Annotated in this window: 14 protein-coding genes and 1 pseudogene; 10 read left to right on the top strand and 5 right to left on the bottom strand. The window is 71.2% G+C overall.

What is annotated here, in order from left to right; all coding sequences use genetic code 11:
- Positions 1-88 precede the first annotated feature (88 nt).
- Entirely contained in the window at positions 89-2,128 is a 2,040-nt protein-coding gene (locus OG852_RS19585) for a cell wall-binding repeat-containing protein (RefSeq protein WP_133914926.1), read from the top strand.
- Here OG852_RS19585 and OG852_RS19580 read toward each other — a convergent pair.
- A complete protein-coding gene (locus tag OG852_RS19580) occupies positions 2,106-3,308 on the bottom strand; it encodes a class I SAM-dependent methyltransferase (RefSeq protein WP_330348560.1) in 1,203 nt (400 codons plus the stop codon). The genes OG852_RS19585 and OG852_RS19580 overlap by 23 nt on opposite strands.
- Before the next feature lie 148 nt (positions 3,309-3,456).
- Between OG852_RS19580 and OG852_RS19575 the strand changes: the two genes are divergently transcribed.
- The 4 genes and pseudogenes from OG852_RS19575 (at position 3,457) to groL (ending at position 8,032) form a co-directional block, all read left to right on the top strand.
- Positions 3,457-4,389 (top strand): polysaccharide deacetylase family protein, encoded by a 933-nt coding sequence (locus OG852_RS19575; RefSeq protein WP_133914893.1) that lies wholly within the window; start codon positions 3,457-3,459, stop codon positions 4,387-4,389.
- A gap of 698 nt (positions 4,390-5,087) precedes the next feature.
- Positions 5,088-5,720, top strand: a pseudogene (locus OG852_RS19570) (polysaccharide deacetylase family protein); the annotation flags it as partial.
- Positions 5,721-5,952: 232 nt separating this feature from the next.
- A complete protein-coding gene (gene groES, locus OG852_RS19565) occupies positions 5,953-6,261 on the top strand; it encodes a co-chaperone GroES (RefSeq protein WP_039652762.1) in 309 nt (102 codons plus the stop codon).
- Between the two features lie 145 nt (positions 6,262-6,406).
- A complete protein-coding gene (gene groL, locus OG852_RS19560) occupies positions 6,407-8,032 on the top strand; it encodes a chaperonin GroEL (RefSeq protein ID WP_133914894.1) in 1,626 nt (541 codons plus the stop codon).
- Positions 8,033-8,137: 105 nt separating this feature from the next.
- Here the strand turns inward: groL and OG852_RS19555 are convergent, their stop codons facing one another.
- The 3 genes from OG852_RS19555 to OG852_RS19545 form a co-directional block, all read right to left on the bottom strand.
- Complete coding sequence (locus OG852_RS19555; RefSeq protein ID WP_330348559.1) at positions 8,138-8,845, bottom strand: ester cyclase; 708 nt, start codon at positions 8,843-8,845, stop codon at positions 8,138-8,140.
- Between the two features lie 119 nt (positions 8,846-8,964).
- Positions 8,965-9,738, bottom strand: a complete 774-nt coding sequence (locus tag OG852_RS19550; protein WP_133914896.1) for an SDR family NAD(P)-dependent oxidoreductase — start codon at positions 9,736-9,738, stop codon at positions 8,965-8,967.
- A gap of 96 nt (positions 9,739-9,834) precedes the next feature.
- Positions 9,835-10,503 (bottom strand): MOSC domain-containing protein, encoded by a 669-nt coding sequence (locus tag OG852_RS19545; RefSeq protein WP_133914897.1) that lies wholly within the window; start codon positions 10,501-10,503, stop codon positions 9,835-9,837.
- Between the two features lie 81 nt (positions 10,504-10,584).
- On the opposite strand from OG852_RS19545, the gene OG852_RS19540 reads away from it, so the two are divergent.
- Entirely contained in the window at positions 10,585-11,493 is a 909-nt protein-coding gene (locus OG852_RS19540; protein ID WP_330348558.1) for a LysR family transcriptional regulator, read from the top strand.
- A gap of 88 nt (positions 11,494-11,581) precedes the next feature.
- Here the strand turns inward: OG852_RS19540 and OG852_RS19535 are convergent, their stop codons facing one another.
- On the bottom strand, positions 11,582-11,911 hold the full coding sequence (locus OG852_RS19535; RefSeq protein ID WP_133914899.1) for a WhiB family transcriptional regulator: 330 nt from the start codon (positions 11,909-11,911) through the stop codon (positions 11,582-11,584).
- Positions 11,912-12,290: 379 nt separating this feature from the next.
- Here OG852_RS19535 and OG852_RS19530 point away from each other — a divergent pair, with 379 nt between their 5' ends.
- The 4 genes from OG852_RS19530 (at position 12,291) to OG852_RS19515 (ending at position 16,755) form a co-directional block, all read left to right on the top strand.
- On the top strand, positions 12,291-12,902 hold the full coding sequence (locus tag OG852_RS19530) for a response regulator transcription factor (protein WP_003948568.1): 612 nt from the start codon (positions 12,291-12,293) through the stop codon (positions 12,900-12,902).
- A 390-nt stretch (positions 12,903-13,292) separates the two neighbouring features.
- Positions 13,293-13,880: a sigma-70 family RNA polymerase sigma factor gene (locus OG852_RS19525; protein ID WP_133914900.1), complete on the top strand. Its 588-nt coding sequence runs from the start codon at positions 13,293-13,295 to the stop codon at positions 13,878-13,880.
- 143 nt (positions 13,881-14,023) lie between these two features.
- Positions 14,024-15,526 (top strand): IMP dehydrogenase, encoded by a 1,503-nt coding sequence (gene guaB, locus OG852_RS19520; protein ID WP_133914901.1) that lies wholly within the window; start codon positions 14,024-14,026, stop codon positions 15,524-15,526.
- A gap of 104 nt (positions 15,527-15,630) precedes the next feature.
- A complete protein-coding gene (locus OG852_RS19515; protein WP_133914902.1) occupies positions 15,631-16,755 on the top strand; it encodes a GuaB3 family IMP dehydrogenase-related protein in 1,125 nt (374 codons plus the stop codon).
- Positions 16,756-16,885 lie beyond the last annotated feature (130 nt).

The raw sequence follows: 16,885 nt of genomic DNA, 5'->3' as shown, positions 1-16,885 counted from the left end.
TCTCATGTAGTCCTGTTGAGCACTAAAGTGTCCGAGCCGCTGTGAAGCGGCTGTGACGTGTGATCCCTGGGGGGACGACAACTTGAGAATGTTCACGCGCCGCCGTGCCGCGGCGCTCGCCACCGCGGCGGCCCTCGCCGCCATGGGCGGCCTGGCGACCGCACCGGGCGCCGCCGCCGACGACGCGGGCCCCTGGCCCGGCACCGAGGGACGGATCCTCAACGACGGCGGACTGCTGATCGACCCGGCCACCGGCTCGGGCAGCTCCATCCCGGGCGTCGACAACTACGCCACCTGGGCCCCCGACGGCAGCCGGGTGATCTCCTCCTGGAGCCAGATCTCCAGCGTGCGCCCCAACGGCAGCGGGAAGATCACCCTGCCCTGGGCGCAGGACGTGCGCTCCAGCGCCACCTACGAGGACCTGGCCTTCTGGTGGGGCGGCCGCTACGTCGTCTTCTCGACCGGCGGCCAGATCGTCTACGGCCCCTCCGACGGCTCCTGGGCACCCCGCCCGCTGCTGACCGCGACCCAGGAACCGTCCTCGGTCTGCGACAGCGAGCCGACGGTGAACGTCAACGGCCTGCTCGCCTTCGAGCGCCGCACCGCGAGCTGCACCGGCACCCCCGGCGTGTACGTCTTCGACAGCGCCGCGCAGACCGTCAAGCGGGTCCTCACCGACGCGGAGCAGCCCGCCTTCTCACCGGACGGCACCCGGCTGGCGTTCGTCCGCAAGGACACCGACGGCATCCCGCAGATCTTCCTCGCGAAGGCCGACGGCACCGAGGTCAAGCAGCTCACCACCGGCCCGAACCGGTACGCCAACCCGTCCTGGTCGCCCACCGGCAAGCGGATCGTCCTCGACGTCCACACCTCGCCGAACAGCGACGACGTGCACACCCTCGCCGCCGTCGACGTGGCCACCGGCGAGCTGACGCCCGTCACGGACGCCTCGCGCAGCAGCTCCGTCAACAACCCGAGCTACCAGCCGCTGCGCAAGAACGGCGTCGGCCGGGTCTGGGGCTCGGACGCCTACGCCACCAACATCGCCGCCTCCCGCTGGACCTGGAACACCATCGGCGAGAGCGTTCCCGGCCTGATGAACGCCAAGTCCGCGGTGCTCGTCAACCGGGACGACGCGGCGTACTCCGTGACCGCGCCCGCCCTGGCCGGCAAGAAGCAGGGCCCGGTGCTGCTGACCCCGAAGACGGGGCTGTCGTCGGCGGTGAAGAAGGAACTGAAGCGGTCCCTGAAGCCGGGCAGGACCGTGTACCTCGTGGGCGGCACGTCCGTTCTGAGCGGCACCGTCGCCACCCAGCTCAAGACCCTCGGATACGTCCCCAAGCGGCTGTCCGGCGCCGACCGCTACGCGACCTCGGTCGCCGTGGCGAAGGCCGTGACCACCGCCCCGAAGTACGTCTTCCTGGCCGGCGGCACCGAGTACCGGGCGGCCCTGTCCGCGGCCGCCGCGGCGAGCGCCGACGGCAGCGCCAGCGCGGGCAGCGTGGTCCTCACCAACGGCAACAAGCTGACCTCGTCGGTGAAGTCGTACCTCAACAGCCTGAACCCCGCGAAGACCATGGTCATCCCGGTCGGCTCGGCCGCGAAGTACGCGCTCACCCACACGGGCTTCTCCCACTGGCCGTCGACGTACTACTACTACCCGATCGCGGGCGGCACGGACGCGGCGATCTCCGTCAACATCGCCAAGTTCTGGTGGAGCGCGCCCGGCCAGACCTCGCTCGCCTTCTCCGGCCAGTGGCGGGACGGCGTCTCCGCGGCCGCCGCGATGAACGTGTTCGGACCGCTGCTGTGGACCGGCCGCCCGGCCCTGTCCACCGAGGTCAAGAGCTATCTGCTGCGCGAGTCCGCGAGCACCAACTTCACCGCCGCCTTCGGCAACACCGGCGCGGTCGCCCCCGAGGCCGTCACCACCGTGGGCGCCTCGATCAGCGCGGGCAGCAGCTGGTTCGACTACCGCCCGTACTACAACGGCGTCATCCCGACGGCCACCAGCGCGACGACGTTCGCGCTGCGCACCAACGACGGCCAGGAGGCCACGCTGGAGCGCACGGGGCCGACCGGCGCCGACCCCACGATGGACCAGCTCAAGACGGTCCACCGGCAGTAGCGGCCGGGCCCGGGGAGGCGGGCGCTCCCAGCAGCATCGTCGGGGCGCCCGCCACCCGGGTCAGGAACACGGTCGTCGCGTGCGGACCGTGCGGCTTCGGCAGCACCTTGCGGCGCAGCTCCTCCGGCTCCACGGCCGAGCCGCGCTTCTTCACGGTCAGGATCCCGACCTCCCGCTCCCGCAGCAGCGCCTTCAACCTCTTCACGTTGAACGGCAGTTGATCGGTGATCTCGTAGGCGGTGGCGTACGGGGTCGGGCGGAGCGCGTCGGCGGTGACGTACGCGATGGTCTCGTCGACGAGTCCGCCGTCGAGTTCCTCGGCCACCTCCGCGACCAGATGGGCGCGGATGACGGCGCCGTCGGGCTCGTAGAGATAGCGGCCGAGGGTCCGTACGGCCGGATTCGGCAGACCGGTGCCCAGCAGGGTCCGCGGGCCCGGCAGCAGCGTCGCCCGGACGGCGCCCGGCGCGGTGCCGAACCACAGCACCGCCTCCTTCACGTCCCCGCCGTCCGAGATCCACTCCGCCTCGGCCTCCGGCGGCACCGCCTCGTGCGGCACCCCAGGCGCGATCTTCAGCGCGGCGCGCGGAGCGGCGAGGGCGGCGCCGACCGCCCAGGACAGCGGCGGGGAGTACGCCTCGGGGTCGAAGATCCGCCCCCGCCCACCGCGTCGCGCCGGATCCACGAACACGGCGTCGTACCCGCTCGTGTCCACCTCGGTGACGTCCGCCTCCCGTACGTCGACGAGGTCGGCGAGCCCGAGCGCCTCGGCGTTGGCCCGGGCCGCCGCGGCCGTCACCGGATCGCGGTCCACGGCCAGCACCCGGATCCCCGCCCGGGCGAGGGCGATCGCGTCCCCGCCGATCCCGCAGCACAGGTCGGCCACCGAGGTCACGCCGAGCTCCTTGAGACGACCGGCGCGGTAGGCGGCCACACTCGCCCGCGTCGACTGCTCCACGCCGTTGGGCGTGAAGAACATCCGCCCGGCGTCCTTGGCCCCGAACTTCGCCACCGCCCGCTGCCGCAGCCGTGCCTGCCCGAGCGCGGCCGACACCAGCTCGGCGGGATGGTCACGGCGCAGCCGCGTGGCGACGGCGAGCTCGTCGGAGGGAGCGGTCCCCCGCACGGCATCGAGCAGCGCGAGGCCTTCGGGGGTGAGGAGGGGGGCCAGGTCGGTCACGGGGTCATTGTCCCCGGAAGCCGGGGGTGCGTGGCGGCGGTGGTCCCGTCCGGTGGTCGGGCCCTGTGTGGGCCGGTCGGGGGACGGTGGGGTGTCCGTGGCGGTGTCGGGGCGGGGTGCGCGGGCGGGGCTGGGAAGATCCGGCGCCATGGGAGCTGTCGTACAAAATGATAAGAATGGTGCTGATCGGACCAGGTTGCGTGGCGGCATCGCCCTGCTCGTCCTCACCGCGATCGTGGCGGGCTGCGCGGACGGCGGTGACGCCGACGGCAGCGACCCGGCCCCCGGCCAGCAGGCCGGAGAGGCCCCCGCACCGGTACGCGCCCTGCACTCCTACGCCGACCGGCTCCGCGCCGAGCAGACGGCCCGGATCGCGGCGGCCCGCCGCTGGGGCCTGCGGACGGTTCCGCTGACGCCGCCGCCCCCGCCCGCGAAGAAGCCCCGGATCACCACCCGGGAGGGCTTCGAGGTGCGCGACCACGAGGAACTCGGCCTCCCGCCCGTCTTCACCTCGATCCCCACCCGGGACAAGGTCGTCTTCCTCACCGTCGACGACGGCGCCGAGAAGGACCCCCGGTTCCTGCGGATGATGAGCGAGCTGAGGATCCCGTACACCGCCTTCCTCAGCGACTACCTCATCCGCGACGACTACCCGTACTTCCGGAGGATGCGGGCCGCCGGGGTGACCCTGAACAACCACACCCTCCACCACCCCTATCTGCCCGGGCTGTCCTACCAGGAGCAGAAGAACGAGATCTGCGGCATGCAGAAGGTGATCCGGGGTCGGTACGGCGAGCGGCCCGTCCTCTTCCGGCCGCCCTACGGCAGCTACAACCGCGACACGCTGATCGCCGCGAAGTCCTGCGGGGTGCGGTACGCCCCACTCTGGGACGAGGAGGTCTTCGTCGACCACTGGGAGTACCGCGAGTGGGACCGCGACCTCCACCCCGGCGACATCGTCCTCAGCCACTTCCGCGGCCGGGGCGAATGGAAGGGCACCATGCCCGACATGGTCCGCCGGTTCCTGAACAAGGTCACGGAGAAGGGATACGCGGTGGCACGCCTGGAGGACTACCTGTGAGGACGCGGGGGCCGATCGCCGTACTGCTGGCGCTGACGGTGACGACGCTGACCGGCTGCGCCCAGTCCGTCGACCCGATCGAACGCCTGGGCAAGAAGGCGGCCCAACGGGTGCACCCCTTGGCCCCGCCCACCGAACAGCCCTACCGCCGCTGGGGCCTCACCGCCCCCCTCCTCCCGGCCCCACCCCACACCCCGAGCCCCTTGCCGGACGACCTGGACCCGCCCGACGGCTCATCCGCCCGGCCCACCGAGGGTGCCTCCGGCGGCTCGGCGAGCCGGGTCCGTGACGGTGCCTCCGGCGGCTCGGCGGGCGGGGACGGTGACGGGGCTTCCGGCGGCTCCGGCGGCGATGGTGCCTTCGGTGGCTCCGGCTCGGGCGGTGACGGGGCTTCCGGCGGCTCGGGCGGCCGGGACGGTGACGGGACCTCCGGCGGCTCCGGCGGCGATGGTGCCTTCGGTGGCTCCGGGTCGGCCGGTGACGGGGCTTCCGGCGGCTCGGCCGGCCGGGACGGTGACGGGGCTTCCGGCGGCTCCGGCGGCGACGGTGCCTTCGGTGGCTCCGGCTCGGACGGTGACGGGGCTTACGGCGGCTCGGTCGGCCGGGACGGTGACCGCGGCTCGGGCGGCCGGGACGGTGACGGCGGCTCGGGCGGCCGCGGTGCCTTCGGCGAGTCGGCCGGCCCGGGCAGCCCCGACGGCGGCCCTCCCCGTCACCCCGTTCACCCCGGTCACCCCCGGAGGGAGTCGCTTCCGCCGGTGGTCGACCGTGTCCCCACCCGCGACAAGGTCGTCTTCCTCACCTACGACGACGGCGCCGAGCGTGACCCCCGTTTCATCGACATGGTGCGTGAACTGCGGCTGCCCGTCAGCGTGTTCCTCACCGACAGCGTGGTCGGCCCCGGCTACGGCCACTTCGCCCGTCTGCGCTCGGTCGGCGCGACCCTGGAGAACCACACCCTCGACCACGCGGCCCTGCGCGGCCTGCCGTACGCCGGCCAGCGCGCCGAGATCTGCGGCCAGCAGGAGAAACTCCACGCCCGCTTCGGCCTGCGCCCCCGCCTCTTCCGCCCGCCCTACGGCACGTACGACACCACCACCCTGCGCGCCGCCGCCGACTGCGGCGTCACGGCCCTCGTCCTCTGGCGCGCCGCCGTGGGCCCCGGCGGCCTCACCTACACCCACGGCACCCCCGGCCTCCGCCCCGGCGACATCGTCGCCGTGGACCCCGACGAGTCGGCGGGCCCGAGCCTGCGGGAGCGGACCACCCGTCTGCTGCGGGCGGTGCAGCGGCGGGGTCTGACGGTGGGGAAGCTGGAGGACTACCTGTAGGCACCTCGAAGCCGGCAGGGCGCCTCACAGCCGAAAAACCCGGCGACACCCCGCCGGGATTAGCAGTCCGCTTGACCGAGTGCTAATCGCGGTCATAGTCTCGGCTCTGGCACTCCCCACTGGAGAGTGCCAACAACGCGACGGGCAGGTCCGGCACCCGCGACGACGGATCCACCTGGTCGCCACCTCAGACAGTTAACCCCGTGAGATCTCCGAAGGGGGAGGTCGGATCGTGACGACCGCCAGCTCCAAGGTTGCCATCAAGCCGCTTGAGGACCGCATCGTGGTCCAGCCGCTCGACGCCGAGCAGACCACGGCCTCCGGCCTGGTCATCCCGGACACCGCGAAGGAGAAGCCCCAGGAGGGCGCAGTCCTCGCCGTGGGCCCGGGCCGCTTCGAGAACGGCGAGCGCCTGCCGCTCGACGTCAAGGTCGGCGACGTCGTCCTCTACAGCAAGTACGGCGGCACCGAGGTGAAGTACAACGGCGAGGAGTACCTCGTCCTCTCGGCTCGCGACGTTCTCGCGATCATCGAGAAGTAGTTCTTCACCCGAGCACATCTCGTGCTTGAAGCTTGATGCTGCGCCCCTGGCTCCCGCCACCTCACAAGAAGCCGGGCGCCCGGGGCGCAGTGCCTTTTCATCCCACGTTTTCCGCCCACAGATTTCCGAGAGGGCTGCCGCTGTCATGGCGAAGATCCTGAAGTTCGACGAGGACGCCCGTCGCGCCCTCGAGCGCGGCGTCAACAAGCTGGCCGACACGGTCAAGGTGACGATCGGCCCCAAGGGCCGCAACGTCGTCATCGACAAGAAGTTCGGCGCCCCGACCATCACCAACGACGGCGTCACCATCGCCCGTGAGGTCGAGATCGACGACCCGTACGAGAACCTCGGCGCCCAGCTCGTGAAGGAGGTGGCGACCAAGACCAACGACATCGCGGGTGACGGTACGACCACCGCCACGGTGCTCGCCCAGGCGCTCGTCCGCGAGGGCCTGAAGAACGTCGCCGCCGGCGCCTCCCCGGCCGCCCTGAAGAAGGGCATCGACGCCGCGGTCAAGGCCATCTCCGACGATCTGCTGGCCACCGCCCGCCCGATCGACGAGAAGTCCGACATCGCCGCCGTCGCCGCGCTGTCCGCCCAGGACCAGCAGGTCGGCGAGCTCATCGCCGAGGCGATGGACAAGGTCGGCAAGGACGGTGTCATCACCGTCGAGGAGTCCAACACCTTCGGTCTGGAGCTGGACTTCACCGAGGGCATGGCCTTCGACAAGGGCTACCTGTCGCCGTACTTCGTGACGGACCAGGAGCGCATGGAGGCCGTCCTCGAGGACCCCTACATCCTCATCAACCAGGGCAAGATCGGCTCCATCGCCGACCTGCTGCCGCTGCTGGAGAAGGTCATCCAGACCAACTCCTCCAAGCCGCTGCTGATCATCGCCGAGGACGTCGAGGGCGAGGCCCTGTCGACCCTGGTCGTGAACAAGATCCGCGGCACCTTCAACGCGGTCGCGGTCAAGGCCCCCGGCTTCGGTGACCGCCGCAAGGCGATGCTCCAGGACATGGCCACCCTCACCGGCGCCACCGTCATCTCCGAGGAGGTCGGCCTCAAGCTCGACCAGGTCGGCGTCGACGTGCTGGGCTCCGCCCGCCGGGTCACCGTCACCAAGGACGACACCACGATCGTCGACGGCGCCGGCGACTCCGCCGACGTGCACGGCCGCGTCGCGCAGATCAAGGCCGAGATCGAGAACACGGACTCCGACTGGGACCGCGAGAAGCTCCAGGAGCGCCTCGCGAAGCTGGCCGGCGGCGTGTGCGTGATCAAGGTCGGCGCCGCCACCGAGGTGGAGCTGAAGGAGAAGAAGCACCGTCTGGAGGACGCCATCTCCGCGACCCGCGCCGCGGTCGAGGAGGGCATCGTCTCCGGTGGTGGCTCCGCGCTGGTCCACGCCGCCAAGGTGCTGGAGGACGGCCTGGGCAAGACCGGCGACGAGGCCACCGGTGTCTCCGTCGTCCGCCGCGCCGTCGTCGAGCCGCTGCGCTGGATCGCCGAGAACGCCGGCCTGGAGGGCTACGTCATCACCTCCAAGGTCGCCGAGCTCGACAAGGGCCAGGGCTTCAACGCCGCCACCGGCGAGTACGGCGACCTGGTCAAGGCCGGCGTCATCGACCCGGTCAAGGTCACCCGCTCCGCCCTGGAGAACGCCGCCTCCATCGCCTCCCTCCTCCTCACGACCGAGACCCTGGTCGTCGAGAAGAAGGAAGAGGAAGAGCCGGCCGCCGCGGGCCACGGCCACGGCCACGCCCACTGAGGCACACCGCCTCACGCGCTCCGCGCGAAGAAGCCCCCCGTTCCGTCGAGGAACGGGGGGCTTCTCCCTTCGCGGGCGGATTTCGGTTCGGGGGAGAGGCCGCGATCAGCTCTCCAGTGCGTCCAGGGCGCCCAGTTGCGCCATCAGCCCCAGCCGGTCGTACTGCCACCAGCCCTCACAGATCTTTCCGTTCCCGTCGAAACGGAAGATCGTCGATCCGGTCATGGTGACCTGCCGGCCGGTGGCCTGGAGGCCCATGAACTCGCCCTTGTGGGTGCCGCGCCAGGTCCAACGGTTGCACACCCGGTCGTCCTGCGCGATCTGGTCCTCGATGTCGAAGGTGAAGTCGAAGCCGCCGCGCCACATGGAGACCTCGCGGCGCATCGCGTCCATCCCCATGGTGTCCTGCTCGTTGGCCGGATCGTGGTCGTGGTAGTCCTCCGAGATCAGACCGTCGAGCGGAGGCAGTTCACCCCGTGTCGCCACCGTCTCGAACATCCGCCGCGCGGTCGCCGCGTAGAGCTTCTCGTCCCGGACGACGTCGAGATCCGTGAACGTCGGCATCTCGTCGCACAGGGCCACCAGGTCACGGAAGATCTTGTCGGTCTCCGGCAGATTCGAGTTCCGCATCGCCTCCTCGTACGACGGGAACTCCACGATCTCGATGAAGTGCGACGCGTCCGAGCGGTCCTTGCCGACCACCGCGTGCGTCGCCGTCCGCTTTCCCCTGGTCTGTTCGACCCATGTGTCCATCAGCCGGTTCATCTCGTCGAACCGACTGGTCTTGCAGTCGATGAGCTGTACGAACGTCATGACGCCGCCTCCGGTCCCCCTGGGTCCGGTCTTCTGACACGCCCATTTTCCCACCGGAGCGCCGACGTCACCCGCCTGCCGACGAGGCCCGTTCCCCTACAGCCGAGCCTCGCGCCTGACTACTGGGGCCCGTACTTGCGTCCGGTCCTGGAGCTGATCCCGCCCAGCAGCGCGCGCGGCGTCACCTTCACCAGGCCCATCAGCGTCTTGTACCGCGGGTCGGGGATCGACAGCGACTTCCCGCGCGCCAGATCGTCCAGCGCCGCCGCGACCAGCTTGTCGGCGTCCAGCCACATCCAGCCGGGGATGTTGTCCGTGCCCATCCCGGCCCGCTCGTGGAACTCCGTGCGCACGAAGCCCGGGCACAGGGCCATCAGCCGGACCCCGCTGCCGGCCAGGTCCTTCGCCGCGCCCTGCGTGAACTGCACGACCCACGCCTTCGACGCCCCGTACGTCCCGCGCGGCAGGAACGCCGCCACCGAGGCCACGTTGACGACCCCGCCGCGCCCGCGCTCCCGCATCGAGGTGACCGCCGCCGACGTCAGCCGCAGCACCGCCTCGCAGTGCACCTTGAGCATCTTCAGCTCGTCGTCCATCGGGACGTCGAGATAGCGGCCCTTGTTGCCGAAGCCCGCGTTGTTGATCAGCAGGTCGACCGGGTTCTTGCGGTCGCCGAGCCGGGCGGCCACCGCCTCGATGCCCCGGTCCGTGGCGAGGTCGGCGGTGAGCACCTCCGCCTCGATGCCGTGCCGGTCGTGCAATTCGGTCGCCTGCTCGCGCAGCCGCTTGGTGTCCCGTGCGACGAGGACGAGATCATGCCCGTCCGCCGCCAGTCTGCGGGCGAACGCGGCACCGATGCCCGCGGTCGAACCCGTGATGAGAGCCGTTGTCATGGCAGAAGCGTAGTGACCCGGACCGTGCGGATCCGCTCTGCGCACACGCCCTCCCGAACGTGAAGGACCGGTGGGGGCCGACGCCGTGACCGCCGCTCAGCCGCCGTACTTCTCCACGTACGTCCGGGCCTGCGCCAGCGCCTCCGGATGCAGGGCCTCGCCCGCCGCGAGCAACCGCGGCAGCAGTTCGCGACGGGTGGTGACCGCCTGGAACTGCATCCGGGCCGTCACCTCGTGCTCCGGCACGTGGACGATCTCGATCGCGTCCCCCGCGCGGACCTCGCCCGGCTCGATCACCCGCAGATACGCGCCGGTCGCCGCCTTCGCCGTGAACCGCCTGACCCACTTCTCCTCGCCCATGTGGCCCTGGAACGTACGGCAGGGGATCCGCCCGGCCGTCACCTCCAGCACCACGTCCGGGCCGATCCGCCAGCGCTCGCCGATCCGGGCCCCGGAGACGTCGAGGCCGGTGGTGGTGAGGTTCTCGCCGAACGCTCCGGCGGACAGCGTGCGCCCCAGCTCGCGCTCCCAGTCGTCGAGATCCTCGCGCGCGACGGCGTACACCGCCTGGTCGTTCCCGCCGTGGTGGATCAGGGAGCACACCGTGTCCCCGGCCAGTCCGCTGCCGGCCACGCCCTTGGGCCCCGGCGCCGCGATCCGCACCGGTCCCTCGACCGGCCGCTTGTCGATACCGGTCAGCCCCTGCGGGTGGTCGCTGTACGGGACGGCCCGCGCCTGGCCCAGGTTGACGGAGAGAAGCCTCATGCCCTGCACGGTAGGTCACCGGACCTCAAAGCGTCGACGTGTTTTTCGACGCCGTACCAAAGCTGCGCTTATCCTCGAAGCATGATCGAGGCCCGTCATCTCCGTGTACTGCGCGCCGTCGCCACCACCGGCTCCTTCTCGGCGGCCGGGCGCGAGCTGGGCTGCACCCAGCCGGCCGTCAGTCAGCAGATGAAGGCCCTGGAGGCCTCCGTGGGCACCCCCCTGCTGGTGCGCAGCGGCCGCGAGATGCGGCTGACCCAGGCGGGCGAGGCGCTCGTACGGCACGCGGCCGGGATCCTGTCCGGACTCACCGCCGCCGAGGAAGAGGTCGCCGCCATCGCGGGACTGCGCGCCGGCCGGGTCCGCCTGGTCTCCTTCCCCAGCGGCAGCTCCCGGCTCGTCCCCACCGCCCTCGCCGCGCTGCGCGCCGACCACCCGGGCACCCGGGTCTCCCTGGAGGAGGCCGAACCGCCCGAGTCGGTCGACGCGCTGCGCGCCGGCGACTGCGACATCGCCCTCGCGTTCCGCTACGCGCGCGTGGCGGGCGCCGGGCCGGTGGAGGAGTGGGACGACCTGGTCGTACGGCACCTGCTCACGGACCGCCTCGTCGCCCTCGTACCGGAAGGGCACCGGCTGGCACACACCCGTGCCGTCGCGATCGGCGAACTCGCCGGCGAGCCGTGGATCGCGGGCTGCCCGCGCTGCCGGGGCCAGCTCGTGGAGGTGTGCGAGCGCGCGGGCTTCACGCCCCGCATCGACTTCGCCACCGACGACTACCCGGCGGTGGTCGGCCTGGTGGGCGCCGGTCTCGGGGTGGCCGTCCTGCCCCGGCTCGCGATCGAGTCCGTACGGCCCCGGGGAGCGCGCGCGGTGACCCTGGAACCGGCGGTGCGGCGGGAGATCGTGGCGCTCACCCTGCCCGACCTCGCCCAGGTTCCGGCGGTCGCGGCGACCCTGGAGCAGCTCGAGCGGGCGGCGCGGGCGGCATGAGAAACGGCGGGCACGTACGCGTGCCCGCCGTCCGCCCCTCGCCCAGGGGCTGCCCACCGGCTTGCAGAAACGTTCCTTCAGTGTTCCTTCATGTGTCCGACGACGCGTCTGTCGCGCCCGTCGACGCCGACACCAGGCGGTTGCGCGCCCGGCCCATCAGCTCCTCGCGCTCGTCCTCGGTCAACCCGCCCCACACGCCGTACGGCTCACGTACGGCGAGCGCGTGCGCGGCGCACTGCGCGCGGACCGGGCACCTCATGCAGACCTCCTTCGCCGAGTTCTCTCGAGCGCTCCGAGCCGCCCCGCGCTCACCCTCCGGATGGAAGAAGAGCGAACTGTCCACCCCGCGGCAGGCGGCCAGGAGCTGCCAGTCCCACAGGTCCGCGTTCGGTCCGGGAAGGCGGGAGAAATCTGCCATTGCGTGACCCCTTGTAGCCGTTCTGAGCGGATACGGTGCCAACGACCGTACAACTACGATCTAAGGAGATGAAAATATGACTCATTGCGAATCTAGCCTCAGACACCAGCTAAAGGGAAGAAATAGGGCTGAATGGGGCATGGGTTGTGATGAAAGCTTGAGGGTCAGCGCGGCTGCCTCCACCGTGTCCGCACCCTCACGTAGAGTGCCGAAGACTGCATGCGGCCCCGTAACTCTTTCGAGTGACCATCGTTGAGAGTGCGAGGCGGTTGAAAACACAAACGCTCGGGCAGGCGTCCGAGACGGTCGACCGCACAGGTGACGATTTCCCACCAGCCTGGAGGCACAAGGTGACGCGCATCAGCTGCGGAGGGCGGCCATGACTTCCGTCCTCGTCTGCGACGACTCCCCGCTTGCCCGAGAGGCGCTCCGCCGCGCGGTCGCGACCGTGCCCGGCGTCGAGCGCGTGACGACGGCGGCCAACGGCGAGGAAGTCCTCCGCCGCTGGGGTGCCGACCGCTCGGACCTCATCCTGATGGACGTGCGCATGCCCGGACTGGGCGGCGTCGAGACCGTACGGCGGCTGCTGTCCGCCGACCCCGGTGCGCGCATCATCATGCTCACCGTCGCCGAGGACCTGGACGGCGTCGCCCTCGCGGTGGCCGCCGGCGCCCGCGGCTATCTCCACAAGGACGCCTCGCGCGCCGAGCTGCGCGCGACCGTCACCCAGGCGCTCGCCGACCCGACCTGGCGGCTGGCCCCGCGCCGGCTGCGCTCCGCCGAGATGGGCGCCGCGCCCACGCTCACCGCGCGTGAGATCCAGGTCCTCGAAGGCATGAGCCACGGCCGCTCCAACGCGGAGATCGGCCGTGAGCTGTTCCTGTCCGAGGACACGGTCAAGACCCACGCCCGGCGCCTGTTCAAGAAACTCGGCGCCTCGGACCGGGCGCACGCGGTGGCCCTGGGCTTTCGGTGGGGCCTGGTCCGCTAAGCGCTCCGCCCGGGTGCCGCGAGGTGCCGTCGGTTCGGCCGCGGCGCCGTCGTGGCCGGTCGCGCGGTTCCCCGCGCCCCTCGGGGGCGCGGGGCGCGCCGCCGGGGCGCGCACATGAGGGAACCGCCCTGCTCAGGTGGGGCCCAGAGGCCGGGCGGGAAGCCCGCGCCGGCAAGGCGGGCGAGGGCCGCGGCGGGGTCCTGCGGGTGCCCGCTGCTCGTTTCGGCGCGGATGCCGCATCCTTGAGATGTGGAGTCTCTCGGGGACGAGTCGGTCGAGCGGAAGGGGAGGGCGCAAGGGATGAGTTCCGGCGCACCTGCTCATAACGCTTCGGTGCACAACGACGAGCACGCTGCCGCGGACGCCGCGGCCGCAGTGCACCATGGACCGATGCGCGAGGACGAGGCGGTCACTGCCGTGGGGACGATCGGGTCACTCGTCCATCGCGCCGTCGACGGCGACGAGCAGGCCACCCACGACCTGCTCGCCCACGTCCATCCGCTGGCCCTGCGCTACTGCCGCACCCGGCTCTCCCGGCTGCCCGGCGACGCGCGCCACTTCGTGGAGGACCTCGCCCAGGAGGTCTGTGTCGCGGTCCTGCTCGCCCTGCCCCGCTACCGGGACACCGGCAGGCCCTTCGAGGCCTTCGTCTTCGCGATCGCCTCGCACAAGGTCGCCGACCTCCAGCGGGCCGCCATGCGCCACCCGGGGTCCACGGCGGTCCCCTCGGACGAGATGCCGGAGCGCCCCGACGACTCCCTCGGCCCGGAGGAGCGCGCCCTGCTCAGCAGCGATGCCGAGTGGGCCAAGAAACTCCTGGCCAACCTCCCGGAGAACCAGCGCGAGCTGCTGCTGCTGCGGATCGCGGTGGGCCTCACCGCCGAGGAGACCGGCCAGATGTTGGGAATGTCACCCGGAGCGGTCCGGGTGGCCCAGCACCGGGCGCTGAGCAGACTGCGGGCGCTCGCCGAGCAGTGAGAAGTCCCTTCGGTGAACAGGCCCGCCGTCGTTTCCGTACGAATATACGAAGCCCGAGGCGGTGTCCAACCGTGGAATTCGGGAGGTGCACTTCCCGTTAGCATGGACATCCGCACCGAGCAAGGCCATTTGGGGAAGGTGTCATGACTGCCAACGTCGACGGAGTGCCCGCCAAATTCGCGACCCTGGGGCTGACCTACGACGACGTGCTGCTGCTGCCGGGAGCGTCCGAGGTGCTCCCCAACGCGGTCGACACCTCGTCGCGTATCTCCCGCAATGTCCGGGTCAACATCCCGCTGCTGTCCGCGGCGATGGACAAGGTGACCGAGTCCCGCATGGCGATCGCGATGGCCCGGCTGGGCGGCGTCGGCGTGCTGCACCGCAACCTCTCCGTCGAGGACCAGGTCAACCAGGTCGACCTGGTGAAGCGGTCCGAGTCCGGCATGGTCACCGACCCGATCACCGTGCACCCCGAGGCGACCCTCGCCGAGGCGGACGCCCTGTGCGCCAAGTTCCGAATCAGCGGTGTCCCCGTCACCGACCCGGCGGGCAAGCTGCTCGGCATCGTCACCAACCGCGACATGGCCTTCGAGAGCGACCGCACCCGTCAGGTCCGCGAGGTCATGACGCCGATGCCGCTGGTCACCGGTCAGGTCGGCATCTCCGGCGTCGAGGCCATGGAGCTGCTGCGCAAGCACAAGATCGAGAAGCTTCCGCTCGTCGACGACCAGGGTCTGCTCAAGGGCCTGATCACGGTCAAGGACTTCGTCAAGGCCGAGAAGTACCCGAACGCCGCCAAGGACGCCGAGGGCCGGCTGATCGTCGGCGCCGCCGTCGGCGCGAGCCCCGAGGCGCTGGAGCGCGCCCAGGCGCTCGCCGAGGCCGGCGTGGACTTCCTGGTCGTCGACACCTCCCACGGCCACAACAGCAACGCCCTGAGCTGGATGGCGAAGATCAAGTCCAGCGTGAACGTCGACGTGATCGGCGGCAACGTCGCCACCCGTGACGGCGCGCAGGCCCTCATCGACGCCGGTGTCGACGGCATCAAGGTGGGCGTCGGCCCCGGTTCGATCTGTACCACGCGCGTGGTGGCCGGTATCGGCGTCCCGCAGGTCACCGCGATCTACGAGGCCTCGCTCGCCGCCCGCGCGGCCGGCGTCCCGCTGATCGGCGACGGCGGTCTGCAGTACTCCGGCGACATCGGCAAGGCGCTCGCCGCCGGCGCCGACACGGTCATGCTGGGCTCGCTGCTCGCGGGCTGCGAGGAGTCGCCCGGCGAGCTGCTCTTCATCAACGGCAAGCAGTTCAAGTCGTACCGCGGCATGGGCTCGCTCGGCGCCATGCAGTCCCGCGGCCAGGGCAAGTCGTACTCGAAGGACCGCTACTTCCAGGCCGAGGTCTCCTCCGACGACAAGCTCGTGCCCGAGGGTGTCGAGGGCCAGGTGCCCTACCGCGGCCCGCTCGCCAACGTGCTGCACCAGCTCGTCGGCGGTCTGCGCCAGACGATGGGCTACGTGGGCGCCGCCACCATCGAGGAGATGGAGTCCAAGGGCCGCTTCGTGCGGATCACCTCGGCGGGTCTGAAGGAGTCCCACCCGCACGACATCCAGATGACGGTCGAGGCCCCGAACTACAGTCGCAAGTAGTCGGCACGGCTTTCCAGGGCGGTCCCGGGCGCACCGGGGCCGCCCTTGTCGTGCCCGTCGGCGATACTGGAAGACGCTGAACGCATCAGGGAAAGGCCACAGACGTGACTGAGATCGAGATCGGGCGCGGCAAGCGCGGCCGCCGGGCGTACGCCTTCGACGACATCGCCGTCGTCCCCAGCCGCCGTACGCGGGACCCGAAGGAGGTCTCGATCGCCTGGCAGATCGACGCCTACCGCTTCGAGCTGCCCTTCCTGGCCGCCCCCATGGACTCGGTCGTCTCCCCGGCCACCGCGATCCGCATCGGCGAGCTCGGCGGCCTCGGTGTACTCAACCTCGAGGGCCTGTGGACCCGCCACGAGGACCCGCAGCCGCTGCTCGACGAGATCGTCGGCCTGGACGCGGAGACGGCGACCCGCCGCCTCCAGGAGATCTACGCCGCCCCCATCAAGGAGGAGCTGATCGGCGCGCGCATCAAGGAGGTGCGCGACTCCGGTGTGGTCACGGCGGCCGCGCTCTCCCCGCAGCGCACGGCCCAGTTCTCCAAGGCCGTCGTCGACGCGGGCGTGGACATCTTCGTCATCCGCGGTACGACGGTCTCGGCGGAGCACGTCTCCGGTTCGCACGAGCCGCTGAACCTGAAGCAGTTCATCTACGAGCTCGACGTCCCGGTGATCGTCGGCGGCTGCGCCACTTATACGGCCGCCCTGCACCTGATGCGCACCGGCGCGGCGGGCGTCCTGGTCGGCTTCGGCGGCGGCGCGGCGCACACCACGCGCAACGTGCTGGGCATCCAGGTCCCGATGGCGACCGCGGTGGCCGACGTCGCCGCCGCCCGCCGTGACTACATGGACGAGTCCGGCGGCCGGTACGTCCACGTCATCGCGGACGGCGGGGTCGGCTGGTCCGGCGACCTGCCCAAGGCGATCGCGTGCGGCGCCGACTCGGTGATGATGGGCTCCCCGCTGGCCCGTGCGACCGACGCGCCGGGCAAGGGCCACCACTGGGGCATGGAGGCCGTCAACGACGAGCTGCCGCGCGGCAAGAAGGTCGACCTCGGCACGGTCGGCACCATCGAGGAGGTCCTCACGGGCCCGTCGCACACCCCCGACGGCTCGATGAACTTCTTCGGCGCCCTGCGCCGCGCCATGGCCACCACCGGCTACAGCGAGCTGAAGGAGTTCCAGCGCGTCGAGGTGACGGTGGCGGACTCGCAGCACCGCCGGTAACCCGTAGAACGCGACGAAGGGCCGGTCACCCACTCGGGTGACCGGCCCTTCGTCATGCCCGGGCGGGCCCGAGGGCGTGCGGGGCGGGGCGGGGGCGCGCGGTTGCGTTCGGGAGGAGGTGGATCTTGCG

This window comes from Streptomyces sp. NBC_00582 (assembly GCF_036345155.1).
Lineage (GTDB): Bacteria > Actinomycetota > Actinomycetes > Streptomycetales > Streptomycetaceae > Streptomyces.
Note: the sequence above shows the minus strand (reverse complement) of the source record. Positions and strands in the feature narration are given on the sequence as shown.

Bases quoted from the DNA above. Each gene is read 5' to 3' on its own strand.
- OG852_RS19585 (WP_133914926.1), top strand. From the start codon at position 89: ATGTTCACGCGCCGCCGTGCCGCGGCGCTCGCCACCGCGGCGGCCCTC.
- OG852_RS19575 (WP_133914893.1), top strand. From the start codon at position 3,457: ATGGGAGCTGTCGTACAAAATGATAAGAATGGTGCTGATCGGACCAGG.
- groL (WP_133914894.1), top strand. From the start codon at position 6,407: ATGGCGAAGATCCTGAAGTTCGACGAGGACGCCCGTCGCGCCCTCGAG.
- OG852_RS19555 (WP_330348559.1), bottom strand. From the start codon at position 8,845: ATGACGTTCGTACAGCTCATCGACTGCAAGACCAGTCGGTTCGACGAG.
- OG852_RS19550 (WP_133914896.1), bottom strand. From the start codon at position 9,738: ATGACAACGGCTCTCATCACGGGTTCGACCGCGGGCATCGGTGCCGCG.
- OG852_RS19545 (WP_133914897.1), bottom strand. From the start codon at position 10,503: ATGAGGCTTCTCTCCGTCAACCTGGGCCAGGCGCGGGCCGTCCCGTAC.
- OG852_RS19540 (WP_330348558.1), top strand. From the start codon at position 10,585: ATGATCGAGGCCCGTCATCTCCGTGTACTGCGCGCCGTCGCCACCACC.
- OG852_RS19535 (WP_133914899.1), bottom strand. From the start codon at position 11,911: ATGGCAGATTTCTCCCGCCTTCCCGGACCGAACGCGGACCTGTGGGAC.
- OG852_RS19530 (WP_003948568.1), top strand. From the start codon at position 12,291: ATGACTTCCGTCCTCGTCTGCGACGACTCCCCGCTTGCCCGAGAGGCG.
- OG852_RS19525 (WP_133914900.1), top strand. From the start codon at position 13,293: ATGCGCGAGGACGAGGCGGTCACTGCCGTGGGGACGATCGGGTCACTC.
- guaB (WP_133914901.1), top strand. From the start codon at position 14,024: ATGACTGCCAACGTCGACGGAGTGCCCGCCAAATTCGCGACCCTGGGG.